The sequence below is a fragment of the Rothia sp. HSID18067 genome, from assembly GCF_003989445.1.
GTDB lineage: Bacteria > Actinomycetota > Actinomycetes > Actinomycetales > Micrococcaceae > Rothia > Rothia aeria.
The window spans coordinates 91,598-116,190 of sequence record NZ_RBMF01000001.1; the positions used below are offsets into that span (position 1 = coordinate 91,598).

A 24,593-nucleotide genomic window follows, 5' to 3' on the forward strand; every position below is an offset into this window, starting at 1 on the left:
TACGCCGCCGGACGCGCCGGAAACTCACCAATGTGTTTAGCTGAGGGCACACTCGCTAAACCCCGCAGGCGGCACAGGGTACTCTAATCAGTATGGGCGCACCCTCAACCGGCGGAACCGCCAAGAACCCTAAGACCCCCGAAACGCTAGAGAACCCCGAACAACCCGAACGCACCAAACCTTTACCCGGTGCGGGCGAGGTGGTGCCATCCGGCACGGACACCTCCGCCACCGAACCCGATGGGAACACGCCAGAAAGCGGCACCTCCCCGGACACCGACGGCACCGAAACCCCCGATAATACGCCGAAATCCGCAGACCCACAGCCCACAGACCCGCAGCCCGCAGACTCACCCTCAGAAGAGCCGCAGTCAGCGCAGCTGCAACCGGACACAGGCCAGACTATGGCAGAAACAACCCGGCCCCTGCCGGATATGGCAGCACCGGAACCTGACTCGTCCGACACCACCGCAGCCCTCGACACCCCCAACGAGGAAGAACCCACCGTAGCCCTTGATGAAGAGGCCGCTTTTAGCCACACCAAAACACTCGGCCACGCCGTGGCTGGGCGGTACGTGAGCGAAGACGACCTCGACGGCATGGGCATCCCCGCAGAGCACCCGATGCGCGCACCCTCGGTGCTGCTGGCCCCGCCCGCCCAGCCGTTCGCGGCCGGGCTGCGCCGCGCCCTCGCCATTCTGCTGGCTGCGCTCGCGCTTATCACCGCCGTCCTCGGGGCGGGCGGCAAATGGGCCGGGACCCACCTGATTAGTACCCGCGGCTTTAACGACCTCAGCTCCCGGCTGGCCGACGACCAAGACCTGCAAAAACGTGTCGCGCAGGCCGCTGTCACCGACCTGATGAACTCTGAGGGGCTCAAAAAATATTTAGACCCTAGCGGCAGCAGCTGGGTGAACCGGCTGCTGGTGCACAACCGCGACAGTGTACAAAAAACCCTCACCGAATCCGCCGAAAAAATCTCCACCACCGGCGAGTACAAGAAACTGTGGCGGCAGGTCACCACCGACACGCACGCGCACCTGATCAGTGACGAAAACACCCCCGCCGCGCTCGACATTAGCGCGTTTTACCGTGAACTTGACACCGCCGTGGGAACCTTCGGTATTTATGACCCGGACATCCCCTCCTGGGGTAACCGGTACATTACCTTAGAGGATGGCAGCAGCACAGCCGTTCACGGTAAAATCATGCAGTTGAAATCGTTCGCCGACTCGGCGGATACGTTCCTGACGGTCTCCCTCATGAGCATGCTCATTGCGCTGCTGCTGTGGCCGCGCGGGAGGCCGCTGTTCCTGGCGTGCGTGCTCATTGCCGCGACCCTCGCCGCCTGGGGTGCATCCTTCTACCTGGAGGGGGTAACCCCGGCCAGCCTCGGCATGAACCCGGGCAGCGAACTCGGCAAAGTATTCCTTGACGGCCTGTTTAATGGGGCACGCCCCGACGCGGTCGCAAGTGCCCGTGCCACCGCCAGCTACAGCCTGATCGCAACGCTCATTACTCTGCTGCTGGGTATTTTGGTGAAACTCACCAGGCTCACTGCGAGCACCACCACAGTGCCCACACACTAGAAGAACAAACCACGTAGGATAGTAACCATGTCCGTTGAAACCATCTCCCTTGGCCTGCCCCCCGTCCCCAAGGTACGCCGCACCCGCGAAGACGTAGAAGCCGCCGCACCCGTCACCGGCCAAAAACGTGTGCTGCTGGCCACTCCACGCGGCTACTGCGCTGGCGTGGACCGGGCCGTGATCGCGGTTGAGAAGGCCCTTGAACACTATGGCGCGCCCGTGTATGTGCGTAAACAGATTGTGCACAACCGCCACGTGGTTGAAACCCTTGAGAAGCAGGGCGCTATTTTCGTGGACGAGGTGGATGAGGTGCCCGAGGGGTCCGTGACCGTGTTCTCGGCGCACGGGGTGTCCCCGGCCGTGGTGTCCGCTGCGGGGCAGCGCCAGCTGAACACGATTGATGCGACCTGCCCGCTGGTGAACAAGGTGCACCGTGAGGCTGTGCGCTTCGCAAAACAGGACTACGATATTCTGCTCATTGGCCACACCGGGCATGAAGAGGTGGAAGGTACCGCCGGTGAGGCGCCCGACCACATCCAGATTGTGAACTCCCCGGACGAAGTGGGCACCGTGACCGTGCGCGACCCCGAGAAGGTTGTGTGGATCTCCCAGACCACCCTGTCGGTGGATGAGACCCTAGAAACCGTGGCGCGGCTGCGTGAACGGTTCCCATCCCTGCAAGACCCGCCCTCAGACGATATCTGCTACGCCACCTCAAACCGTCAGGGCGCTATCAAAGAGATCGCCCCGCAGTCTGATCTGGTGATTGTGGTGGGGTCCGCGAACTCTTCAAACTCTGTGCGGCTTAAAGAGGTGGCGCTTGAATACGGTGCCAAGCGCGCCGAACGGGTGGATTTCGCGCACCAGGTGGATGAATCCTGGTTTGAGGGTGTGGCGACCGTGGGGCTGACCTCCGGCGCGTCGGTACCTGAGGTGCTGGTGCAGGAGGTGCTGGCGCTGCTGGCCGACTACGGGTACGAGAGTATCGAAGAGGTAGAAACCGCTAAGGAAGATATTCTCTTCTCCCTGCCCAAGGAGCTGCGTGCCGCCCTGAAAAATGATGAGAATGGTGGGCGTCAGCTCGGCGGCCGCGGGGCAAAACCGACCCGCTAGAGCATACTCGCCCACCCGCGCACCCGGTGCCCTTCCCTCATGGCGTGCAAAAACGTTTGTGGGGGCGGGGGCCGCCGCCAGTTATACCTTCGGGCTCGGAAACCGCCGGACTATGGGGGGAGGGGCGGATAACCGGGAGGCATACCACACGGTGCGCACCCCACCTATGACATTTAACACGGGTGGCCTCACGCATCCGGTGTAGCCTAAAAACACCCCGCCTATAATGGTGATACACCTTCAGGCGATGATGCACGGCAAGCACACGGAGCGAGTATGACAATCACGCGTACACCGGACCATGACAGCAAACCGGCCGCATCCAACCCGCACCGTACCGCCACCCCCACCCGCAGCAAAGCCTCTTTTTTCGATAAATCGGGTATTGTGCGGAGCCTCGTCTGGGGAAGCTGCCTCAATAGTTCCGCCAGCGGTTTTATACTGATCGCCGTCGGTAACACCGGTGAAGCCGAGCTCGTCAAAAATAACCTGTTCCTGTGCACGCTGCTGTACCAAATATGTATAGTGCTGTTCTTTGCCGCCAACACAATGCCGCAGCTGATACCCGTGAAAAACACAGTACTGCGTACAGCCTTATGGTGTGTTCTGGTGACGGTACCTATCGGTTACGTTATTGCCGTATACCCGCAGGGTATCGCCGGGATGCTCTACACCATATCTCCCCTGTGGGTGGCACTGTGGCTGATGAACCTGCACATACCCTTCAAACTGGGGGTAAAAACAGCCGTTGCAATCGCCGTAGTCTTCACCACTAACTACTTTGTTGGCGTGGTGGGGCAGGGGTATTTCGATAACGCACCCACTGCCCCGTTCCCAGTCGTTTCCGGCGATAAAACCCTCAACGGGTTCTTCATTTTCGATATTGTTACCACGTTCCACATTATCGCCTACTTCGTGGGCCGCAGCATGCACAAGAGCCGGGAACACAAGGCTATTGAGAAAGAACTCGATATCCTCACCGAACGCGAACGCATCGCCCGCGACGTGCACGATGTTCTGGGGCATTCCCTCACGATCGTGAACCTCAAAGCCGAGCTGGCCGCAAAACTCGTAGAAACCAACGCCCCCGCCGCACAGGAGCAGATGCGGCAGGTTGCCCAGCTCTCCCGCCAAGCCCTCGCGGAGGTGCATTCCACCGTCACCCGTTTACGTGTTCCCGACCTTGAAGGTGAGGTTCTGGCATCCTCACGCGCCTTGGAGACCGCCGGAATACAGGCGGACCTGCCCGATGCGACAACCGCCGCGAACATTGCGGGTATGAACTCTGCCCTGTTTAGTTGGGCACTGCGCGAGACCGTCACCAATATTGTGAGGCACTCCCGCGCCACCTACGCCACCGTGCGACTGAACCCCACCGGGTTAGAGGTTATCGACAACGGCATAGGGATTGGTGATGCCCCGTGTAAGAGCGGACTCACCGGTCTGCGCACCCGTATCGAAGACGCAGGCGGAACCCTCACGCTCGGGAATGCACCCGAACACTGGCTGCAGCAGGCGCCTGTGGCAGGTGTGGGGGATGGGTGCCGCATCCGCATCAGCATGGACGAGAAAACCGACGAGATTATGGGGTAGCCGTGCCGCTGAGAATACTTCTTGCCGACGATCAGCAGATGATTCGTGAAGCACTCGCCATGATTCTCGATCTTGAAGTTGATCTTGAGGTGGTCGCACAGGTGGGCCGCGGTGATGAGGTGCTGCCTGCCGTGCGTGAAACCCGCCCGGATGTGGCGCTTCTCGATATTGAAATGCCCGGCGCCACCGGGATTGAGGCGGCCGCCGAACTTGCCCGTTCGGGCCTGAGGTCGCAGACGGGCGCGCCGGTTCGTTCGCTTATTCTGACGACTTTTCGCCGTCCCGGGTATTTACGCCGCGCCCTTGAGGCCGGGGCGAGTGGGTTTGTGGTGAAAGACGGTACGGCATCGCAGCTGGCGCAGGCGGTCCGCCGTACCGCGGCTGGGCTGCGCGTGGTCGATTCAGTGCTGGCTGAGGAAGCAAAATGGCAGGGCTCTTCACCGCTGACCGGGCGTGAGACCGAGGTTCTTCGCGCCGCCGAGACTGCCGGGAGCGTCAAAGAAATTGCGGGGATGCTCGGACTGTCTTCGGGAACGGTACGCAACCACCTCTCGGCGGCCATGGCGAAGATAGACGCCATTAACCGGCATGAGGCGGTGCGCATCGCCCGCGACAACGGGTGGCTATAACCAGCCGTTGTCGGCGGCAATATTGAGTGCTTCTTGCCGGTTCGAGGCGTTGAGTTTCGCCATAGCGGAAGATAAGTGGTTGCGCACCGTGCCGGGGGAGAGGAACAGCGTTGCGCCGATCTGGCGGGCTGTTGCCCCGTCACGGGTTGCCCGCAGAATCTCGGTTTCCCTTTCGGTCAGCGGCGACTCGCCGTGCAGCAGCGAATCCGCCGCCAGCGACGGGTCTACCACGGTCAGCCCCATATTGACGCGCCGAATGCCCTCCGCCAGCTGGGACGCGCTCGTATCCTTCACCATAAACCCGCTCGCCCCGGCATCTAGAGCACGCCGCAGGTACCCCGGTCTGCCGAAGGTTGTCAGAATAAGCGAACGCACCGGCTCGCCGGTGAGCGCTACTAGTTTCGCGTCCCGGATCGCGGCTGCCACATCAATACCGCTGGAGAGCTCAGAACCGGGCATTTCAATATCGAGAAGCACCACATCCGGGTGGTACCGGTGGATCGCCGGAAGAACCTCGTCACCGCCGCCAACCTGCGCGACCACCTCAATATCGTGTTCAAGCCCCAGCAGCGCGGCCAGCGCCTCACGCACCAGCTGCTGGTCATCGGCGAGCATAATCTTAATCATCTGTCTCTCCCGAAGGCTCAATTTCGGCGGTATTACCGTCCATACTAACCCGCAGCCGTGTGCCGCGAACGTCCGCCGTCCCGGAAGCGGCAGGATGCGCCCGCAGCCAGCGCGCCGGAGCATCCTCAACAACAAGAGTTCCGCCCGCAGATTCCACACGGCTCTTCATGCCCTTAATACCGCTTCCGGCGGCGTACTCGGCGGGAACACCCACCCCATTATCAAGAATTTCAAGCCCGGTATTGCTCACCCGCACCTCACAGAAACCGGCTTGTGAGTGCCGCACAATATTTGTCACAGCCTCACGCAGCACCCACGAGAAAAGCGAAGAATTCACCCCAACTGCTGAGAGGGCACGTTCCGCATCGGGCAGTTTCGCGGTAACTGAGGCCGTCTGCAGGGCACGCTCCGACGCCTGAATTTCGCCCGAAAAGTCCGGGATGCGCAGCCGCGTCACCGTCGAACGAACCTCCGCCAGTGACGACCGAGACAGCTGGGCGATCGCTTCAAGCTCCGCATCGGCACGGTCAGGGTCGGCGTGCAGAAGTTTACGCGCCAAATCGGCTTTAAGCGTGATCACGGTCAGGGAGTGCCCGAGCACATCATGCACATCGTGGGCGATGCGCTCGCGCTCGCTGACCATTTCAAGTTTGGCTTGGGTTTTGTCGGCGTTTTTACTCATCTGGATCAGGTAGGAGAACGCCATAATCCCGATCATGGGGGCACCCAGTGATAAGGTGAGGCGGGATTTATCCGCAAAATTGATAGGGATCCCGTCAGAGAACATGTAAATTATCCAGAAAACTGCCGCGATGGCGAAGGCGCCGCGAATCCGCGTGCTGTAGGGAGTGTCCTCGGAGAAAGTCCACAGTGCCACAAAGTAGATGGTGAACCCGATGAGTACATCTGTCGGTGGAATGGCGGCTATCAGCATCACGCCGCATACGGGCACGAAGAGAAGGGCCGTCCAGAGAAGCAGCCGCCTGAAATATGATGACGCCGGAAGAGCCCAGGGGACCGTATACGCGGCAACATCTGTGATCGAGAAAATGACTAGGCAGATAATGACGTACACGTGCTTCCACACCGGAGCGTTAGGCTCTAGAACACCGTCATAGATATACCCCAGAAATATGAGCCAGGGTGCGGAGAACCCCAGGCTAATCCAGTCGATTTTGTGTTCGTCGTGGGTGCGCGGCTGGGCTGCGGTGGGTGATGGGGTCATATGCTCCTCCTGGGCTCTAGTATAAGCACGCGTTCGGATAGAGTCGTGGGCGCATCCGGTAAGGTGGTGCCGGATGCGCCCACGATGTGGCGGGCACGCGCCATATGAGGGTTTTAGCGCTTGGTGCGGCGGCCCATGAGCAGCGCGGTGGCGACGACGAAAATAACCGTCCACACGCTGAAGTTTACGATCCCGTACCAGAGCGGTTCGGTCATATTCCATTCGGCGCCGCTGCCGCTAATAATGGTGAGCCCTTTGCTGAAGGGGTAGCGGGCGATTTCGGCGGCACCGTACAGCGGGGTGAACCGTGCGTAGGGCATGAGGTCTTTGGTGAGCGGTGCGAAGAGCGTGCCGAAGAACGAGAACACCACCAGAATGCCGTTGGCGATTCCCACTGCGCTTTCGCTGGGTACCAGAAACCCAATGGCCAGCCCGAAGAACCCGAAGACCATAGCGCATAGTATGGACAGCGCGGCGCAGGCGATCTGCTGCTTCAGCGGCATATCGATTTTGGTCATGCGCGCAACAATGTTCACCGCAGTAATTGGTACTGCCGCCATAATGAACGCCACGCAGCATTTGGAGAGCAGATATTTGCCGGTGTTCATGGGGGTGAGCCCCAGCTGCCTGCCCCACCCGGCCACGTTTTCGACCACGGTCAGGCCGCTGATTGACACGGTGCAGCTAATAGCGCCATAGAGCGCGATGCCGATCATTACGTAAGCGGCGGCGTTACCGTCTGCGACTTTGATCTTCGCATAGTCTTGCAGGGCGCCGAAGAGCAGGTAGAGCCCCACGGGCATAATGATCGTGTAAAACAGGGATGAGAAAGAGAGCACCGATCGGCGGATTTCGTAGAGTGTGTAGCGTAGCATTTTAGGCCTCCTGTGCGGCGCGATCGGTGAGCTGAACGAACGATTCGTCCAGTGAGGGTTTGACAATTTCAAGGTCGCGCACGGTGTACTTGGTGAGCAGCACTCGTGCGAATTCATCGGCGTTGGCCACGGTGGTGCGGTGCCGGTACGCCCCGTTTTCTTCGCTGGTTTCGACGCTCAGCATTGGGTATTCGCTGAAGGTGATGGGCTTATCGGCGAGGAAGCTCACGTGGCGTCCACCGGTGAGGTCACGGATCTCTTCGGAAGTGCCGTCGGCAATGATTTTTCCGTTGTCCATGAGCACGATGCGCTGCGCGAAGTTCTGCGCCTCTTCCAGGTAGTGGGTGGCGAAAATAATGGTTTTGCCGGTTTCGGCGAGTTTGTCCATGCGTTCCCAGAAGGTGCGGCGGGCGGTAACGTCCATGCCGGTGGTGGGCTCATCCAGGATGAGGATATTAGGGTCGTGCATGGTGGCGATAGCGAACCGGATGCGCTGCTGCTGCCCGCCGGAGCATTTGCCGACTTTGCGGTGCGCCAGCTCGGTCAGGTCTGCATCGGCGAGCACCTGGTTCATGTCGAGGCGGGTGGGGTACAGCGAGGCGAGCATGTCGAGGGTTTGCTGCACGGTGAGGTCTTTGAGTAGCCCGCCGGTTTGCAGCACCGCCCCAATGTTTCCGGATTGTATTGCGGCTTTGGGGGAGGCGCCGTCAATGGTGAGGACACCTCGGGTGGGGGTGCTCAGCCCCAGGAGCATGTCGATGAGGGTGGTTTTACCCGCCCCGTTGGGACCTAGCAGGGCAACGATTTCGCCTTTGTCGATGGTCAGGTCAAGATTATCGACGGCGGTGACGTTACCGCTGCGCGTACGAAAAATCTGTGTGAGGCCCTGGGCCTCAATAACATGTGACGTGTTCATGATTTAAGTACAGCACCGCGGGCAGAAAAACATGAATGTGCACTGTCATTATCTGCCTATGACAAGTGTCATGGAAGGCTGCTCCCGCGCCGGTGTGGCGCCGTTTCCCAAGAGGCGGCGTGGCAGAGAAAAGCCTATTCAGAAGAGTTTTTTGCATTCAGAAGGTTATATCGCTTCTGAATGCAAAAAACTCTTCTGAATAGAACCCCACCGGGAGAGGAAGAAACATGGGGTGTCTCACTATGTGGGTGCGGCGTGTCTTGTGGTGCGCTGTATACTCTCCGTCTGCACTGTAGAATGGTGGGGAGTTGTGCCTGCACTTTAGCTGTTTCCGCGGTGCGGGTGACTATAGGTACTGATTTTTGAAGGATTTTCTGTGGCTCTGACTATCGGCATTGTCGGTCTTCCTAACGTGGGCAAGTCCACCCTGTTCAACGCGCTCACCCGCAACACGGTGCTGGCGGCTAACTACCCGTTCGCTACGATTGAGCCGAATATTGGTGTGGTGAACCTGCCGGATGCCCGCCTGAACCGGCTCGCCGAGATTTTCGGGTCTGAGCGTATTCTGCCCGCAACCGTCTCGTTCGTTGATATTGCGGGTATTGTGAAGGGCGCCTCTGAGGGTGAAGGGCTGGGGAATAAGTTCCTAGCTAATATTCGTGAGGCGCACGCGATCGCGCAGGTGGTGCGCGCGTTTGATGACCCGGATGTGATTCACGTGGACGGTAAGGTTGATCCTGCCTCCGACATGGAGACCATTAATACTGAGCTGATTCTGGCGGATTTGCAGACCTTGGAGAATGCGATTCCGCGCCTTGAGAAGGCAGTGAAGATTAAGAAGGGCGACGCCGCCCAGCTGGCAACCTACAAGCAGGCGCAAAAGATTCTTGAGGACGGGAACACGATTTTCTCGCGTGCGGCTGCTGAGAAGCTTGAGATGGCGCATTTGAAGGAGCTGAACCTGCTGACCGCTAAGCCTTTCATCTACGTATTTAATGCGGATGAGGGCGTGCTCGCTTCTGAGGAGAAGCAGGCCCAGCTGCGTGAGCTGGTGGCCCCGGCGGAGGCTGTTTTCTTGGACGCGAAACTTGAGGCTGACATGGTGGAGCTTTCAGAGGAGGAGGCCCGCGAAATGCTGGAAATGAGCGGTCAGGACGAATCGGGGCTGGATAAGCTGGCTCGCGTGGGCTTCTCAACCCTGGGTTTGCAGACCTACCTGACGGCTGGCCCGAAGGAATCGCGCGCCTGGACTATTTATAAGGGAGACACGGCACCGCAGGCGGCGGGCGTGATCCACTCTGATTTTGAGCGTGGCTTCATCAAAGCTGAGGTTGTCTCATTCGATGACCTGGATGCGGCAGGCTCCATGAACGAGGCGAAAGCCCGCGGCAAAGTCCGCATGGAAGGCAAAGACTACATCATGGCAGACGGTGATGTGGTGGAGTTCCGCTTCAACGTCTAGGAGGAAAAAGTGAGGCGTGTCAGGCACGAGGGCGTGAGGTCCTTTACTCGGGTGAGAGTGGCCAAGCTGCTGGATTTCTGTCTGCCGGTGGTGGCGTGCGTTTTAGCGCTGGGAGTTGGAATAGCTGACTTCTTTTGGGACCAGTTCCGGGTATTCGCGTTGGACCATGCCATGATTACGGCGCTGTTCTCCATGACGATCTTCGCCGTGCTCACCGCGTGGTTCGTTAATTGGTTTGCGGTAAGGCGTGAGCGCTCAAAGCGGACCGCTGTTACTGGTAATGCGGTGCGGGTGACTGCTGAAATGGGATGGGAAGCTGTTAGTCACGCGGGGATGTCGTGGCAGAATCTCAATAACTCGCAAGTTCGAGAGGAGGTCTTGCGGTGCCTGCGAGCATATAATTCACAGGTGGCGATCCTTGCGCTGACCCCAAATGCCGATACGAATTTCTTAGCGCTCCTAGCCTGTCATGACCGTCTGGGAGCAGCGCTGGACTCATTCTTCCTTGCGCGTTCTGGATCCAGACAGGAAGAGTCCGAGAAATTCGAAGAGATTCGCCGACTACAAGCAGCTGTAGATGCTGCGTCATGGCCGTATATTAAGGCCAATATGCCGTCCTACTGGGATGATCCGGGTAAGTTCACACCCCCCTTTACTGAGCCGCCGTCCTGGTATGACATGATGCCGAAGTGCCCGGAGCGGATTTCGCCCCTTGGGCAGTATCCGGAACCTTCAGCTGAGCAGGACGCCCCTGTGGTTAATCTTGGGAGTGATGAAATGGCAAAGATATTCGATGAATGCCGCGCGATTCTCTTTCCCGACTCGGAAGGGTCTCCCATTGAGGAGGCGGAATGATATTCTTCGATCTCGCATACGCCTGCGCGACATTGTGAACCGCAGCAGATGAGCTTTGTGCTAACGCCAAGCACACACCTGTACAATACTGAGATCCAGTGCTGGGCCTCGTGTTTTTGACATACGCAGAGAGCAAGTTCTGCTGTGGTCGAGTCTGGCAGCACGAGGCGCAACCCCGCTACCATCGCGGACTACAGGGCGAAGTCCGTGCTCTATGTGTCCGACGAGTCTCGCCTATCCAACCCGTTACCTGTCAGAAGATAAGGATGTTGGCAAAGGGGCTGACTAGCGACCAAGGGTATCGAAGAGACCGGCCCAAGCTCAAGGACGTCCTGCTACGAGGGGGCCAGAAGCTCGAATGCTCTACCCTTATCGAACTGATGTGTCTCTTCGTACCACTACCCACCCAGCTTGAGGGCGACGCTGAATAGTCTGAGAACGAGATCCGTCAGCAGCTTATCGCGTTAGCCACTGTCGATGTGATGGTGGCTGGCGTACAGTGCGTCGACGTTGGTGGCCGGTGCAAGATCACCACCCGCTCCGATATCCAGGACCAGGGCTGGAGCCTCTACCCTTGCCACTACAGCGGTAGTGCGCCGTCGACGAAGCAGGCGCCGAATTCGTGAGCGACCTGCAACGACTACATGAGGAGTTCCTCAACTCAGCGACGACTCTGACGCTCTTCGAGACAAGGTCGACGTGGCGATCAACGGGGTTCTTGGATGATGACTGTCAGGTTTGGTGGTCTCGGTTCCTACCACATGGGGATGGGTAGAGTGTCGAGACTCCGAATCCAGTCTCGGATGCACCCGCTTTTGTCATTCGCGGAACCGATATACCCAGGCTAGCTGTTGGTGATTTGAACTTGGTGGAGTTCCGTTTCAACGTCTAAACGATAAAAACATAAAAGCGGAGCCCCGCACTGTGTGTACAGTGCGGGGCTCCGCCCTATTAACCCTCGCGCGCCACAAAAAGCAGCCGCCCGGGTGTAAGTCTTATTGACTGGGATTAGTGGTCAACACCAACCATGACGTTGGATGCCTTGATAATGGCGGTAGCGGGCTTGCCAACCTGCAGACCCAGCTCCTCAATAGCGGCGTTGGTAATCGAGGAAGAAACAATCAGACCGGGAGCGATCTCAATCTTCACGATGCCGTTGGTAGCGCCTTCGGTAATCTCAACAATGGTGCCAGCGAGCTGGTTACGGGCAGAAAGCTTCATGCTCGGTTCCTTTCCTAATAAAAAACGTCTACTACATACTACACACCCAATCTTTTTATGCGCATGAGGGTACCTAACTATTAGGAATGCGAACATGCTGCAGCTCTTGGGGCCACCGTAGTTGCAGTGTGCTGAAGGACGGCTGAAACAGCCATCTCAATCTTTTATTACTTTTCTGTATAAACTTTCAGTTAAAATTTGCGTATTTTTGTGAAACTACTGGTCAGAACCTTATAAATCCTGAAAAGTATCCTCGTCATGTGAGATGGTTAAAAAACCAACCGATAATTATTCAGCAGAAAGGATGCGACCCATGACTACCACGAAGGTTTCCGCATGCGTGTCCCTAGCTGTTGCTGGAATGGTGGCTTTGAGCGCTTGCGGCTCGAACAACTCCGGTGGCACGTCGAACGCGCCCTCATCGTCCGCCTCTTCTTCCGCATCAACACATTCTTCGGCTACCGCCTCCGGTGGCTCTGGCACCGTGAATGACGGCGGTACCAGCGGCGGCGGTACCTCCGGTGGCTCCGGTGCAGGCGCCAATGGTGGCGGCACTGTGAATTCCACCGCTGGCGGTGGTGCTGCAACGGAACAGGCTCCAGCCGCTGGCTCACAGGGGGATAATGCCGCCGCTAACCCCAACAACCCTAACAACCCCAACGCTGGTGCAGCCGCGAACGGTAATGGCGGCGGTGCCCAGGCAGATCAGGGCGCTGGAGCTAACGCCGCCGATAACGGTGCCGCCGCACAGCAGCAAAGCGGCGCGCAGCAGAACGGTGCTGGCAACGCACAGGCTGGCGCTAATGGTCAGGCTGACAGCGGCGCACGCCACTATAATCTGACCCCCGGGCAGTACATCATCCACCGTGAAGGCTCCTGGGACTACGTGAATACCACCGGCTTAACGTACCATGTTTACGGTGACGGCAGCTGGAAGAGCACCGGGGAAGGCGGCACCAGTGTGGTCGCGGCGGATGGTTCTTGGACTAAGAACTATACTGATGGACACACGGTAGCCCGGGTAGAGGCTGACGGAACCTACCGGGTCACCTACGACGGTAAGCTTTCCCCTGAGATACCTATTAACGCCGTCCCAGTGTCCCCCGGGAGCCTCCCCGACCCGAAGGCTGTGCCGGCAGTAACCCCGGTTAAGCCGACCAAGCCGGGCATGTAACCGCTTGAGAAACACTATTTCCGCAAGGTGATTCTCCGAAACGGGCGCGCACCCTCCACCGTGAAGGTGCGCGCCCCTCTTTGCCCGCTCACGGTAGCCTCTAGAAGCGGTCAGGCGGTGTGGAGCACGCCCGGCTGAGCGCACTGACTCCCCGGCCGTTATAGGTGTTGGCTTGCAGACCAGCAGCATCGCAGCCCACCAGGGCAGGGAGCGTAACAGTTCGCGCTTACCTGAGATCTTGAACCCGCCACCGTACTGCAGGTAGCGTGGATACAGGTACAACACCCACCTCAGGAGGCTTTATGCGCGAACGTCACCATATGGCAAACGATATTGCGGCGGCCCTAAAAAGCTCTGGTTTACGCGCCGACTATAACGCCCGCCCGGCGTACCAGCGCAACGACTATATCGGTTGGATCAACCGCGCCAAGACATCAGAAACGCGTATCAAACGCCTCGAACAAATGCTCACCGAGCTGGCGCAGGGCGGCATCTACATGGGTAAGGAACATAAGGCCTCACGCAAATAGTCCGTATCCTGAAAAACGCAGCTTAAGGCGTATTACGCGCCCTCTAGGGGTAGGCGATACGCCTTTACCTGCGTTATTCGGGTCAGCTGAGCACACTGGAAGTCTTGAACATGCGATTTAACGATATGAATTTTTCTGATGGTCACTATGTGCAGATACCCACTAGTTGGGATGCACAGGAATTTACCTACCGTTTTTTATCTGCAACCCCTCCGTGGGTTCGTACGATAATGCAGGTGCGTAACCGTGTTGTACAGAAAATAGGGTTTACAGTACAGCCCGCATCGAAATCCAAGCAATTGGAGGTTGCGGTTGGTTCATCAGTGGGCTCCTTTACTTTTACTGAGGTCACTGATGAGCATGTCATTGGTGGCCATAAGGATAAGCATATAGAGTTCTCCTCAAAATTCGTGGTTACTGCTGCTGAGGAGGGCAGCACGTCTGCGCGTGGCGGGATTGAAACACACGCCCAGCCTCAATCGGCTGTGGGGAAGGTATACTTGACATGTATCTGGCCTTTTCACAAGGCTCTAGTACCTTACATGCTGCGTCAAGTCGATATAAAACCATGAGTGCAAAAGATTATGACCCTCGTATAGTTCATTTCTATGATGAAGACAACCCCGATGGGGCGGACCATGATTATTACCGTTCTCTAGCTCATCGGTTTAATGCCCAAAGAATCCTTGACCTAGGATGCGGTACCGGCATACTTACCGTAACTTTAGCTCAATCGGGGCGTGCTGTTATCGGTGTAGACCCGTCAGCATCAATGTTAGAGTACGCACGCAGTCGCCCTGGCGCTTCCAAAATCCGGTGGATTCTGGGGGATAGCCGAAATGTTCCCGACCATGGCTTCGATTTGGTAGTGATGAGTGGTAATGTGGCGCAACACATCCCTAGCCCACAGTGGGAAAAGACCTTGAATGACCTACATCGTATAATGCACTCAGGTGGAATGCTCGCGTTCGAGAGCCGTAATCCAGCATGTCGAGCCTGGGAAAATTGGACTACGTCTACTACGACTCGCTCCACACGGCACGGACTGATATCTGAATGGTCAGAAGCGGTTGCACCTGATAATAATGGGCAGGTTCTGTACCGCACTAACTATCACTTCATGGACTCTGGAGAGACTGTGGTCCAAGAAAGTATCCTAACTTTTCGAGATAAAAAGACATTAGGCTACCAGCTGCAGAATGCAGGATTTGAAATACACGCCGTATGGGGTGACTGGTGCCGCACCCCTTTTGATGGCACTCAACCGATTATGGTTTTTGAGGCTGTGGTGCCAACGAGGTAGATATGCAAAATAAAGCAGCATCATTATCCGCATCACTTATATGCTAATATTGATGCGGAGGTTATTATGCGTACAACCGTTACCCTTGACGAAGAAATCGTTGCTAAAGCCGTCAAACTCACCGGTATCGAAGAGCGCTCAGTGTTAGTGCGCGAAGCTATGGAAACTCTGGTACGTATCGAAAACGGGCGTTTGCTTGCCGCTTTAGGTGGCTCCGATCCCCAGGCCCAAGCGGCTCCGCGGCATCGAAATGTGCAGTCATGATCCTCGTTGACACTAATGTGTGGGTAGATCATCTGCATCATGCAGAACCCGAACTGTCGGAGCTTCTAATACGTGATGAAATCTGCTGTCATGATTTAGTGCTCACAGAATTAGCCCTTGGTTCCCTTAAAAAACGAGATGAGTTTCTATCTGCTCTGAGCGAGCTGAAACGGCTTCCTTTAGTCGATGATCACGAAGTGCGGTGGTTTATCGAAAAACGTAAGCTGTGGGGACGCGGTTTATCTGCTGTTGATGTGCACCTTTTAGCCTCGGTTGTGGTAGTTCCAAGAACTACTCTGTGGACTCGTGACAAACGTTTGCGCGATGTGGCACAAGACCTGGGGTGTCGGTTCGAGAACGGCTAAAACGCAGCTTAAGGTGTATTACGCGCCCTCTAGGGGTAGGCGATACGCCTTTACCTGCGTTATTCGGTCTTGTAATACAACAGCAGGCGGGCCCACGCAGTATTTGCTCGGACCCGCCCGCTGGTTAAGGTGGGATTACTTCCTGCCGGTCACACCTATATAGACCGAGATGGCGAGTATCGCAGTGAGCACTGAGAGGGCCCAACGGATCCAGTCAATACCCGCAGTATGGGCGACACCGAAGAACCCAGCCACCCACGTGCCTACAAAAGCCCCAACGGCCCCCAAAATAATGGTCCAGATAATAGAGATATTCTGCCTGCCGGGCATAAACACCCGCGCTAATGCACCAATAATAGCGCCGGTAATAATCGATCCGATAATGGTACCCACGGTACCTCCTCACGGGGCCAGGCGGCGCGAGCCGGAAGATGTGCCGCAAACCCGGTGTTAATAAATATTGCTATCGAGTATACGGGCACTGAGGGTATGGCATCTTGCCCTAGTGGGGCACTGTTGGGAGGCGAAGATTTTCGCGCGCAGCGTGGGAGGCAGAGACTAAAACACGCCATGCTCACGCTTATGCTTTAGTCTTGAGGCCACCGCCCCGTATCGGCGTGGGTGGTAACCATACGTGCGAATAGTTCCGGGTTTTCGGCACTCCACGCGTGATGCATTCCCGGCGCAACCCAGGTGCGCAGCTGCGGCAGGCACTTGCGCAGCGGGTCGAAGGATCGGCGTACTGAGGGTGTATCGTGCTCGGCGGCAACCGCAAGCACCGGCCCGGTGAATGAGAACGGCTCGGCAGGCAGCGCCCGAACCCCAAGTTCCCGGAACAGCAAAGTGTTCGTGAGCGGTTGCGGGCTGCTGGCGGTTTGCACAAAAAGTTCCCGATCTTCCGCCGGAATGTTAAACGGGCGGGACTGCGCAATCCAGTACCAACGCCGGTGCCAGAGCGGAACCTGGGCACCAATAACCATCCGCTCCCATCGGGTGTACCCCAAGAGCGGCGATCCGCTGATCGTGCATGTGTACGCTAGGGTGGGGTGGCGGCGAATCAGCTCAATCGCCACGAATCCGCCGAGTGAGAGGCCCACAATGTGCGCTCGCCCGCCGATACTGTGGGAACGAATGAGTGCAGCCATCCTGTCAGCGGCCTCGGCAATACCGGGCCATACTTCGTGTGTATTCCTGCCGTACCCGGGCAGGTCGGGGGTGAGCAGGTGGCGATCGGGCATGGCCTCAACCTGAAGGTCCCACGTCCAGCCCGCCATGTTCCCGCCATGCAGGAAAATAATCGTCTCACCCTGCCGGGGGCCGTGCTCCACAGGGTAATCTTTGCTGTTTCGCGTCTTGGCAGTCATGGTCATTTCTCCTTACTAGGTGGGCTGAACCTGGTGATACTTTCGCGGGTTTGCTGAATCCAGGCGAGCTCCGCCTCTGTCTCAACAATTCCTTTGCGAAGGGTGGCGGCGCGCAGGGCGGATGCTAGGTCTTCCGCCGGGGCGTCAATGGCTTTGAGGGACTGCAGCTTACGTGCAATCTGTTTTTCACGCTCAGCCAGTAGCTGTACCACTTCGGTGTGGGTAAGGTTTGCGGCGAAAAATAGCCGCGCCATAAAAGGCTCTTTAAACCGCTCCTGCTCAAGGGGTGAGGTGAGCCAGTCTTCCAGCTCAGCCCGCCCGATTGTGGTGAGTGAGTGAACCTTGCGGTTGGGCTTTCCCTCTTGGTGTATTACTTTCGTTGTGATCGCCTTGTTAGCGGTGAGCTTATCGAGCGTGCGGTAGATTTGCGACTGGTCGGCATACCAGAAATGCGCCACAGTGTTACTAAACGCGCGGTTGAGGTCGTAGCCGCTCATCGGCTGGATTGACAGTAGTCCAAGAATCGCATGTTTAAGCTCCATAGCCATATGGTCTCATACCCATATAGGACTATACAAGTATAAATTTTGGGGCGCGTTCTGCGCGAACAGAAACAGGCTGGGTGAGGGATAGGGGAGGGAAGCTGCGCGGCAACTTCTATGTTCTAAGCAGGTAATTTATCTGAACAAATCCCACACGCTGAAGGTCGTGCGGCGGTAGATAAACACGCCAGTTAGGCAAAACCTGTATGACTATCCCAATAGTTTGCGGATGCTCTTCATGGGCGGGACCAGCTGAAGAGGGTCCAGTGGTGACTCAAGTACATCTGCGTGGTACTCATAGAACTTTTTTGCTTCTTCATCACGGCAGTGGATCAGTAACGCGGCCACCCCAAGGGTCTCGCTGGCGGACACTGCACGCTCCAAAGCATCTCTCAACAGCAGGGTGCCGATGCCTTGACCTCGTGTCCTTTTATCAACTGCCAGTCGTGCCAACAAAATACACGGGATTTCGTGCGGGCGGCGTTGGGCAAAATTCTTGCTGACCGCAGCTTTTTGGACGCTGCCAGCGGCAAGAGCATAGTAACCGACAACCCGGTCGCCAACAGTTGCCACATACGTGACTGAGTTGTGAGCCCGCTGGTTCTCCCAGGCGAACTTGTGAAGCCAGGAATCTAAATCGTGAGCGCCACTCTCAAAATCAGACAGATTATCGCTTTTTAGAAGACGCCTGGGTTTCTGTAGAGACATTAGTCCTCTTTAAAAACAATTTCTTTACCAACGGGAGACTCTCGGGCAAAAAGCCTTTCAAGTTTTTCAGTTCGTGCGGGAGCTTCGAGCGCCTGAACAAATAAGTCGTATTGTTCCTCAGTAGCTACAAACCACCGGCGATCAGCAAGCACATGCTCTGCACGTTCGGTGGCACTGCTAAGAATGAAATCAGATACAGACGAATCCGTAACCTCGGCAGCCTGCCTAATCAGAGCCTCTTGGCGTTCACTAGCTCGTAGGTTAATACGCTGACTTTTAACTGTTGTACTCATAGTGTTCCCCTCTTTGTATAACTGTACTTACATTGTACATACAGTACACAGGGGTAGATTTTGCTACCTGAACAAATCCCACACGCTGAAAGTCGTGCGGCGGTAGATGGCCCCTTTTACAGAGCGCTTCGGGTTCTTTACAAACCCCATACCGCGCTTGCCATAACCAGGAATCACGGCTTTCTTCACGGCGCGTTTTGCCCGACCGGTGGTGCGGGCCTTAATCATTCGTTTCACACTGGGTTTACGCATACCAATTCTCATGGGTATAGCCTACGTCTGTTGTCGTAAAAATAGCCACTTGCTCTTTCGCTGCCCGCCCCGGATGCGCTGACCTGCCGCGCGTCGTATGATGTGAGAACAATACCGTTCAATGCTGATTGGGATATAAGATGCCTGACCCCCGTGAAACCGCCCCTAAAGAACGCATCATTTTCACCGCAGAAGCCGATGCAAACCATATTGAGAAAAACCTGCGCCTCACCGAAGAACAGCTGAAACAGCCTAAAAACGCCGCCCTATATTTATCCTCAGTCACCGCCGTATATGACGCCCAAGCCGAGCCAAACCGTAACTGGGAATGCGTGTACCGTTACAGTGCGGGTGAGACTCTTGACGCTATCGCCACAGATATCGGTGTGACCAGGGAGCGCGTCCGGCAGATTATTAACGCCGCACACACGCATATTTCCGTTCCGCAGCTTAAAGTTGCGCGCCGCACCGTGAAAGAGCAGGAGCAGGAAGACCTGCGGCACATGGTGTACGAGTGGTCGGTGCATAACCCGGATAGGGCCGGGCAGGAGTGCGAAGAAGAATTTGGGGTCACCCGTCAACAGGTTAAACGTATCCTCAAAGGCCGTGCAGCGCTGCACTACCCGGTAGAGCCACGGGCGCAGGGAGACGAACAGAAAGAATGGCAGGATCAGCAGCTTATCGATTTGCTGCGGCAGTGGTGGCACGAGTGCACAGACCACCGGTCCATGTCGTTTAACGACTGGTCGGTGGCTCGCGGCGGCCCCACCCGTCAAACACCCATTATCCGTTTCGGCAAATGGTCACATGCCTTAGCTGCGGCGGGGCTCGGCGACGAGCGGAGCAGGCCCCGCAGGCGCCGCGGCAAGTACGGTGAAGCTGACCTGTGGGCGGCGCTGGTTCAGTTCGTGTCTACTCCCCGGCAGAAATACACCTACCTTGAATTTGAGGAGTATGCGCGCAGCGTCCCCGGTATGCCTTCAGCGGTGCTGGTGCGTAAATACCTCAATAAAAACTGGAATACGCAGGTAGAAATCGCCAAAACAATCATGCGCGGCAACTATGAGAGCTTACCGCCTGAGGTTATTGCCGCCGGGGTTGAGAACATCCGGCGGGAACGTAATTGGGAGCAGGAATACGCCCGCAGCAAAGACAGCGAGCAGGACTCCGTGCAGGTGGCCGTTGACGCCCTTAAGCAGTACATAGCGCATCATGGCAGCCGGGTTGTGAACGCCCGCTACGATGAGTGGGCGCATGGGCAGGGGCTGCCTTTGGGGGTTACACTGACCAAGAAGAGCGGGCTCAAGTGGGCGGAGCTTGTGCAGCGCGCGGGTGGTACGTGCGGTACCCGCGCCCCGCGTGATCTGAGCCCGGACGAGGTGCAGGCCCGTAATGAGCGTGCGCTCGCAGGTATCCGGGAGTACCTGGAGCATGAGGCGGGTACCCCAACATATGACCGCTACATTGCGTGGGCGCAGCAGGCGGGGGAAGAGTACCCGAAAGGAACCGCGCTTCACAGCTGGTTTGGCGGGTGGCGCAACGCCCTCCAACAGGCCCGAAAGTCATCAGCTGGTACACAAACGGAGACACCCACCAGCTAGAGCCGCACCGGGCAAGAACCCGTGCTGTGGTGTCTTGCACTGTAACTGACGTGTACGTGTTTAACACTTGGGCGCAGGTTCGCACCATAAAGGCCCCGCCAGAACCCTAGTTTCATGGGGTTTGGCGGGGCTTGCGCGCGGTGGCTGGGTGGGTCTTACATTACGACCAGCAGTTTGCCGCGCGTGTGTTTGGTGTCCACGTAGTCTTGTGCTTCGGCCAGCTCCTCCAGCGTGTACCGTTTCTCAATGACGGGGCGAAGGTTGCCGCGTTCAACGGCGGTGGTAATCCACTTCATTGCCTCAGCGGTTGCCTTGGTTGCCAGCAGGAACCCCACACGGCGGTTCGTGAAAAGGGACGTCAGCACTGCGGGAAGCCCATCGGGGGAGAGCGTCATCATGCGCCCGTGCGGTTTGAGGTAGTTGCGGTAGTACCCGGTGACCACGCCGCCGCAGTCAATAATCGCATCGAACGGGGTCACATTCGCGGCATCGGGCAGGTCTTCGTGGTCGTACACCTCAACAGCCCCCAGGTCGCGGCATAGGGCCATATTGTCTGAGGCGGATACGGTGCTTACCTCAACCCCCAAAATCTGCCCGATCTGCAGGGCCGCGTGCCCCACACCGCCGGTAGCGCCCACCACCAGCAGGCGCTGCCCGCGCTGAAGCTTCAGGTTTTTCCGCAGTACTTGCAGGGCCGCCAGGCTCACCAGCGGCAGGGCTGCGGCATCAATAACGTTGGGGATACGCGGTGCATGGCAGATACGTCCGGCCTTAAGCCTCACGTATTCGGCGGCGGTGCCGGTGGGTGCAGGCGCAATTGACCCTGAGAACCCCCACACGGTGTCCCCAATTTTGAAATCCATGACGCCGTGGCCCATGCCCACCACTTCACCGAGCACATCCACACCGGTGCCTTTGGGGAATCGCTTGCCGGTAAAAAGGCGCATCTGCCCGGAGCGTACGATCGCGTCGATGCGGTTCACGCTGAACGCCTGAACACGCACCAGCACTTCGCCCGGGCCGGGGGTGGGCACGGGAACCTGGTTGATGGTGAGCACGTTAGACGCACCGTATTCGGTGTACTGTACAGCGCGCATGGTGGTTGGCAGGGTCATGGTTGCTCCATTTATTCTCTATTTTGGTGATGGCTCCATTCTAAAGGATGCGCACCCCGCCAGACTTGAATGACGCGGGACCCTCTCACAACAGAATTTACCGGTGTGCTGTGCCCGAAAAACCGGGGTCTGCATGCCCGCCCGGTGTATTTGGTGCGGCCCGCGCGGCGGCGGCGTAATTCCCCTGTTGTCTGCGATAAGGCCTATCTGCCGGTAGCCACCGCCCCTACCGTCGTCTCTTGGTACCAAAAAAGTCACCTTCACGCGGTGAGGTCCGCCGAAAAGGTGACTTTCGGGTATGGGATGGGGAGAAACCCTACACTTTTTCGCCTTTCATGAGTGCCGTAAACGCCGCACTATCGAAGAAAATGGAGATGCCCGTCAGCTTGCCGTTGTGTATGGTCAAAAACTCGGGAACCTCGAATATTGCGGTGGCTCCTGCCGGGGTTTTCACGAAGTAGTCGGAGATGACCGCCGCCTGATCGCCGTCTATCACCAGGTGCTTCACGTCCACGTCAATGGTCATCGCCAGAAAATTACCGGCCCCATTGAGGTAGTCTTCCTTGCCGAGGTCTTGGAGGGCGCTATTGAAACCGTAGGTCATGTCTTCGGCCAGAAAATCTTGCCAACCGCCCCGGTGGATGGCGGCGAAGTAGTCGCGGATGGTCTTCTCGGTGCTCATATGTGCCTCCTCGCGAGTAGGGTACTTCCGGTGCGGGTGCGCACCTCGCCCGATTAACTGTAACATAGCTGTAACAGATATTGAAGGGATGTGTGCATGATAGACACAGTTAAGCCGTTGCGGTCGGATGCGCAGCGCACAGCTGCCGCAATTTTGCAGGCGGCCGAACGGGTGCTGCGGCACGACCCCACCGCCTCATTGGAACAAATCGCTGCCGCTGCCGGGGTAACCCGCACCACGGTGCACCGCCGGTTCGCCAGCCGGCAGGTACTTATTGCCGCGCTGCAGGCGAGCGCGATTGAACACTTTTATGATGCTTTTGAGGCCGCCAGCCCGGAGACCGCGCCGCCGCCGGTGGCTCTGCACCGGCTCACGGTGAACGTGATGCGCACCAAATCTAACTGGGGGTACGCGCTGGGGATTCTCAGTGAGGATGACCCCGCCGTCATCACCAAGCGGCGTACTGTGCTGGCTCGCCTTGAAGTGCTGTTTCAACGCGCGCAGCACGACGGCCTGATCGCGCCCGACGTAAACCTCACCTGGGCACAACGCATGTACCGCGCCATGGTTGATGAGGCCGTTAAAGACCTTGAACCCGCAGTCAGCCCGCAGGGGGTGGCGGACGCTAGAGCAAACGAAGCTGAGCTTGACCGCCTGGCCACCCTGATTCTGCGTACCCTGCTGAGCGGCATCGGCTAAGGCTGAGGTGAGGGCCCAGAAGAAGAAAACGGGTCATGGCTGGGGTCTTGGTTCCACAGGTATTCGCACCGGTGGGCTTGCACCTGTGCCTGGTCAATGCCTGCAATATCAGCGATAAACCCCAACGTCATGTCCATACCTGCTGAGACACCCGAGGAGGTATAGAACTTCCCCGAATGCACCCACCGCGCCGTGCCCTGCCACAGCACGTGCGGGTTTGTGCCTCTCACCCAGTCAAAGGCGCGTTTATTCGTGGTGGCCTCTAGCTCATTTAGCAGGCCGGTGGCGGCCAGAAGCGCTGAACCGGTGCACACACTCAAACAGTATTCGCTCTGCTGAACCCACAGGGTGAGCGCCTCCACAAAATCAGTATCATGCACCAGGGTTCGGGTGCCCGCACCACCGGGAATGAGCAGAACACTGCCTGGTTTCAGCTCACCCAGCGGCTCTGTTGCCACCGAGAAACCCTGGGTGCTGCGTACCGCCCCGCCCAGGTGCGAGACATAGTGCAGCCGCGCGCCGGGTACACCGTGCAGGAACTCGACCGGCCCCATAAGATCGAGTGTTTCGTACCCGTCAAACAGCAGGCAGTAAATATGCACGGCGGGTTTTTCACCCCCACTCATGATGCTGGATCTGCTTCAGGCAGCTGCAGCCAGCACACTCCCGGCAGCTTATTCGCCAGCTGCGGCAAATACTTTTCAATGAACAGTACGGACCATTTCCCCGGCCCGCGGGGGAGTTCAAATGTAACGTTATGTACAGGCACCTGCTGTCCCAGCCAGGCCGATAGTAGTGGCTGCAGCTCGTTACGGTACACACCCCAGGGCATGGGTGGGGTGCGGTACGTGTCTGTTTTCATCCACCCCTTCTCGCTCAGGGTACGTTTTGAGAGGAAACGCCCAATGTAGTCGAACATGACGGTTGCGCCGGGGAACCTGCGGGCCATAGAGCGCATGAGGGCAGCGACTTCTACCGTGGTGAAATACATGAAAAGCCCTTGCGCCGCGATGAAGACCGGGCGCCCGTCGGGGACAGCATCGAACCAGGTGGTATCTAGCGCGTTTCTCGCCACGTGCAGGTGCCGCTCATCGGGGGCTATGAACCGTTCCCTAATGTCAATGCCTGCGGGTAAATCCACGCTCACCCACAGGGTGCCGGGGGAGTCGATGCGGTACCGCTGGGTTTCCAGGCCCTCACCCAGGTTTACGATCACCGCATCCGGGTGCTCCTTAATGAAGCGGCTAATCTGCCTATCGAATAGCATGGAACGCACCCCGTGTGAGCCGTCTGCCCTGCCGAAATGAGCCTGGTAATCGTAGTCAATGGCCCGGTAGATTTCTAGGCATTTGGAGTCGGTAATGCACCCGTCGGCTCGGGCGGCTTCGTGGGCACGGTTGTGCAGGGTCCACAGCATCGTTTCGGGGATATCGGTCAGTTCGGGGTGCATGGCAGTGTCACTTTCTGAAGGAGCATATATTGCCGCAGCTGGTGGGAGCCTCATGTTTTATAGTAGCCGCCCGAGAAGGGGATGTGTATAGACGTATTTCACCCGTGGGAGCGTGCTAATCGCTGCTGCGCGGTGCTGGGGCAGCA

General features: G+C 57.6%; 29 protein-coding genes. 14 read left to right on the plus strand and 15 right to left on the minus strand.

Features of this window, described 5'->3' with window-relative positions; translation table 11 throughout:
• Positions 1-92: 92 nt before the first annotated feature.
• From D8M23_RS00455 to D8M23_RS00470, 4 genes are all read left to right on the plus strand, one after another.
• Positions 93-1,589, plus strand: coding sequence for a hypothetical protein (locus D8M23_RS00455; protein ID WP_126853038.1), 1,497 nt, complete (start codon positions 93-95; stop codon positions 1,587-1,589).
• Between the two features lie 27 nt (positions 1,590-1,616).
• Positions 1,617-2,702 carry a 4-hydroxy-3-methylbut-2-enyl diphosphate reductase gene (locus tag D8M23_RS00460; protein WP_126853040.1) on the plus strand — a complete coding sequence of 362 codons (1,086 nt, stop codon included), beginning with the start codon at positions 1,617-1,619 and terminating at the stop codon, positions 2,700-2,702.
• Between the two features lie 276 nt (positions 2,703-2,978).
• On the plus strand, positions 2,979-4,295 hold the full coding sequence (locus tag D8M23_RS00465; protein ID WP_126853042.1) for a sensor histidine kinase: 1,317 nt from the start codon (positions 2,979-2,981) through the stop codon (positions 4,293-4,295).
• A gap of 2 nt (positions 4,296-4,297) precedes the next feature.
• Positions 4,298-4,924, plus strand: coding sequence for a response regulator transcription factor (locus D8M23_RS00470; protein ID WP_006888730.1), 627 nt, complete (start codon positions 4,298-4,300; stop codon positions 4,922-4,924).
• Here the strand turns inward: D8M23_RS00470 and D8M23_RS00475 are convergent.
• The 4 genes from D8M23_RS00475 to D8M23_RS00490 all read right to left on the minus strand — a co-directional run bounded on the left by D8M23_RS00475 (position 4,919) and on the right by D8M23_RS00490 (position 8,567).
• Entirely contained in the window at positions 4,919-5,551 is a 633-nt protein-coding gene (locus D8M23_RS00475; RefSeq protein ID WP_023134161.1) for a response regulator transcription factor, read from the minus strand. The genes D8M23_RS00470 and D8M23_RS00475 overlap by 6 nt on opposite strands.
• A complete protein-coding gene (locus tag D8M23_RS00480; RefSeq protein WP_126853044.1) occupies positions 5,544-6,776 on the minus strand; it encodes a sensor histidine kinase in 1,233 nt (410 codons plus the stop codon). Before D8M23_RS00480 ends, D8M23_RS00475 begins: the two co-directional genes overlap by 8 nt.
• A gap of 113 nt (positions 6,777-6,889) precedes the next feature.
• Entirely contained in the window at positions 6,890-7,651 is a 762-nt protein-coding gene (locus tag D8M23_RS00485) for an ABC transporter permease (RefSeq protein ID WP_006888712.1), read from the minus strand.
• A gap of 1 nt (position 7,652) precedes the next feature.
• Complete coding sequence (locus D8M23_RS00490) at positions 7,653-8,567, minus strand: ABC transporter ATP-binding protein (protein WP_094757618.1); 915 nt, start codon at positions 8,565-8,567, stop codon at positions 7,653-7,655.
• Between the two features lie 376 nt (positions 8,568-8,943).
• Here D8M23_RS00490 and ychF point away from each other — a divergent pair, with 376 nt between their 5' ends.
• Together ychF and D8M23_RS00500 are read left to right on the plus strand one after the other, a co-directional pair.
• Positions 8,944-10,029: a redox-regulated ATPase YchF gene (ychF, locus tag D8M23_RS00495; RefSeq protein ID WP_094757619.1), complete on the plus strand. Its 1,086-nt coding sequence runs from the start codon at positions 8,944-8,946 to the stop codon at positions 10,027-10,029.
• Positions 10,030-10,086: 57 nt separating this feature from the next.
• Positions 10,087-10,884 (plus strand): hypothetical protein, encoded by a 798-nt coding sequence (locus tag D8M23_RS00500; protein ID WP_233129229.1) that lies wholly within the window; start codon positions 10,087-10,089, stop codon positions 10,882-10,884.
• Positions 10,885-11,892: 1,008 nt separating this feature from the next.
• Here the strand turns inward: D8M23_RS00500 and D8M23_RS00510 are convergent.
• Positions 11,893-12,105: a TOBE domain-containing protein gene (locus D8M23_RS00510; RefSeq protein ID WP_094757620.1), complete on the minus strand. Its 213-nt coding sequence runs from the start codon at positions 12,103-12,105 to the stop codon at positions 11,893-11,895.
• 313 nt (positions 12,106-12,418) lie between these two features.
• On the opposite strand from D8M23_RS00510, the gene D8M23_RS00515 reads away from it, so the two are divergent.
• From D8M23_RS00515 to D8M23_RS00540, 6 genes are all read left to right on the plus strand, one after another.
• Positions 12,419-13,279, plus strand: coding sequence for a protein RtoA (Ratio-A) (locus D8M23_RS00515; RefSeq protein WP_231375419.1), 861 nt, complete (start codon positions 12,419-12,421; stop codon positions 13,277-13,279).
• 302 nt (positions 13,280-13,581) lie between these two features.
• On the plus strand, positions 13,582-13,809 hold the full coding sequence (locus tag D8M23_RS00520) for a YdeI/OmpD-associated family protein (RefSeq protein ID WP_094757621.1): 228 nt from the start codon (positions 13,582-13,584) through the stop codon (positions 13,807-13,809).
• A gap of 110 nt (positions 13,810-13,919) precedes the next feature.
• Positions 13,920-14,381, plus strand: a complete 462-nt coding sequence (locus D8M23_RS00525) for a DUF2867 domain-containing protein (protein WP_094757622.1) — start codon at positions 13,920-13,922, stop codon at positions 14,379-14,381.
• Complete coding sequence (locus D8M23_RS00530; protein ID WP_126853045.1) at positions 14,378-15,112, plus strand: class I SAM-dependent methyltransferase; 735 nt, start codon at positions 14,378-14,380, stop codon at positions 15,110-15,112. The genes D8M23_RS00525 and D8M23_RS00530 overlap by 4 nt, the downstream gene beginning before the upstream one ends.
• Positions 15,113-15,178: 66 nt before the next feature.
• Positions 15,179-15,376, plus strand: a complete 198-nt coding sequence (locus D8M23_RS00535; RefSeq protein ID WP_006887478.1) for a type II toxin-antitoxin system VapB family antitoxin — start codon at positions 15,179-15,181, stop codon at positions 15,374-15,376.
• The gene (locus D8M23_RS00540; protein WP_126853047.1) at positions 15,373-15,741 is read left to right on the plus strand and encodes a type II toxin-antitoxin system VapC family toxin; all 369 of its coding nucleotides are present in this window, start codon (positions 15,373-15,375) and stop codon (positions 15,739-15,741) included. Before D8M23_RS00535 ends, D8M23_RS00540 begins: the two co-directional genes overlap by 4 nt.
• A 135-nt stretch (positions 15,742-15,876) precedes the next feature.
• On the opposite strand, the gene D8M23_RS00545 is transcribed toward D8M23_RS00540, so the two are convergent.
• The 6 genes from D8M23_RS00545 to D8M23_RS00570 all read right to left on the minus strand — a co-directional run bounded on the left by D8M23_RS00545 (position 15,877) and on the right by D8M23_RS00570 (position 18,912).
• Positions 15,877-16,134, minus strand: a complete 258-nt coding sequence (locus D8M23_RS00545) for a GlsB/YeaQ/YmgE family stress response membrane protein (protein WP_126853049.1) — start codon at positions 16,132-16,134, stop codon at positions 15,877-15,879.
• A 194-nt stretch (positions 16,135-16,328) separates the two neighbouring features.
• Positions 16,329-17,105, minus strand: a complete 777-nt coding sequence (locus D8M23_RS00550; RefSeq protein WP_126853050.1) for an alpha/beta fold hydrolase — start codon at positions 17,103-17,105, stop codon at positions 16,329-16,331.
• Positions 17,106-17,107: 2 nt separating this feature from the next.
• The gene (locus D8M23_RS00555) at positions 17,108-17,647 is read right to left on the minus strand and encodes a PadR family transcriptional regulator (RefSeq protein WP_174234595.1); all 540 of its coding nucleotides are present in this window, start codon (positions 17,645-17,647) and stop codon (positions 17,108-17,110) included.
• A 210-nt stretch (positions 17,648-17,857) separates the two neighbouring features.
• Positions 17,858-18,355: a GNAT family N-acetyltransferase gene (locus D8M23_RS00560; protein WP_126853054.1), complete on the minus strand. Its 498-nt coding sequence runs from the start codon at positions 18,353-18,355 to the stop codon at positions 17,858-17,860.
• On the minus strand, positions 18,355-18,648 hold the full coding sequence (locus tag D8M23_RS00565; protein ID WP_037234748.1) for a type II toxin-antitoxin system TacA family antitoxin: 294 nt from the start codon (positions 18,646-18,648) through the stop codon (positions 18,355-18,357). Before D8M23_RS00565 ends, D8M23_RS00560 begins: the two co-directional genes overlap by 1 nt.
• 63 nt (positions 18,649-18,711) lie before the next feature.
• A complete protein-coding gene (locus D8M23_RS00570) occupies positions 18,712-18,912 on the minus strand; it encodes a hypothetical protein (RefSeq protein ID WP_039954896.1) in 201 nt (66 codons plus the stop codon).
• Positions 18,913-19,040: 128 nt separating this feature from the next.
• Here D8M23_RS00570 and D8M23_RS00575 point away from each other — a divergent pair, with 128 nt between their 5' ends.
• Entirely contained in the window at positions 19,041-20,501 is a 1,461-nt protein-coding gene (locus D8M23_RS00575; RefSeq protein WP_126853056.1) for a hypothetical protein, read from the plus strand.
• Between the two features lie 155 nt (positions 20,502-20,656).
• Here D8M23_RS00575 and D8M23_RS00580 read toward each other — a convergent pair whose 3' ends face one another.
• On the minus strand, positions 20,657-21,616 hold the full coding sequence (locus D8M23_RS00580) for an NAD(P)-dependent alcohol dehydrogenase (RefSeq protein WP_037234757.1): 960 nt from the start codon (positions 21,614-21,616) through the stop codon (positions 20,657-20,659).
• 316 nt (positions 21,617-21,932) lie between these two features.
• Positions 21,933-22,298, minus strand: coding sequence for a nuclear transport factor 2 family protein (locus tag D8M23_RS00585; RefSeq protein ID WP_006887446.1), 366 nt, complete (start codon positions 22,296-22,298; stop codon positions 21,933-21,935).
• 96 nt (positions 22,299-22,394) lie between these two features.
• Here D8M23_RS00585 and D8M23_RS00590 point away from each other — a divergent pair, with 96 nt between their 5' ends.
• On the plus strand, positions 22,395-22,997 hold the full coding sequence (locus D8M23_RS00590) for a TetR/AcrR family transcriptional regulator (RefSeq protein WP_126853058.1): 603 nt from the start codon (positions 22,395-22,397) through the stop codon (positions 22,995-22,997).
• Here D8M23_RS00590 and D8M23_RS00595 read toward each other — a convergent pair.
• On the minus strand, positions 22,994-23,623 hold the full coding sequence (locus tag D8M23_RS00595) for a DJ-1/PfpI family protein (protein WP_126853060.1): 630 nt from the start codon (positions 23,621-23,623) through the stop codon (positions 22,994-22,996). The genes D8M23_RS00590 and D8M23_RS00595 overlap by 4 nt on opposite strands.
• On the minus strand, positions 23,620-24,501 hold the full coding sequence (locus tag D8M23_RS00600; protein WP_238693713.1) for a class I SAM-dependent methyltransferase: 882 nt from the start codon (positions 24,499-24,501) through the stop codon (positions 23,620-23,622). Before D8M23_RS00600 ends, D8M23_RS00595 begins: the two co-directional genes overlap by 4 nt.
• Positions 24,502-24,593: the final 92 nt, after the last annotated feature.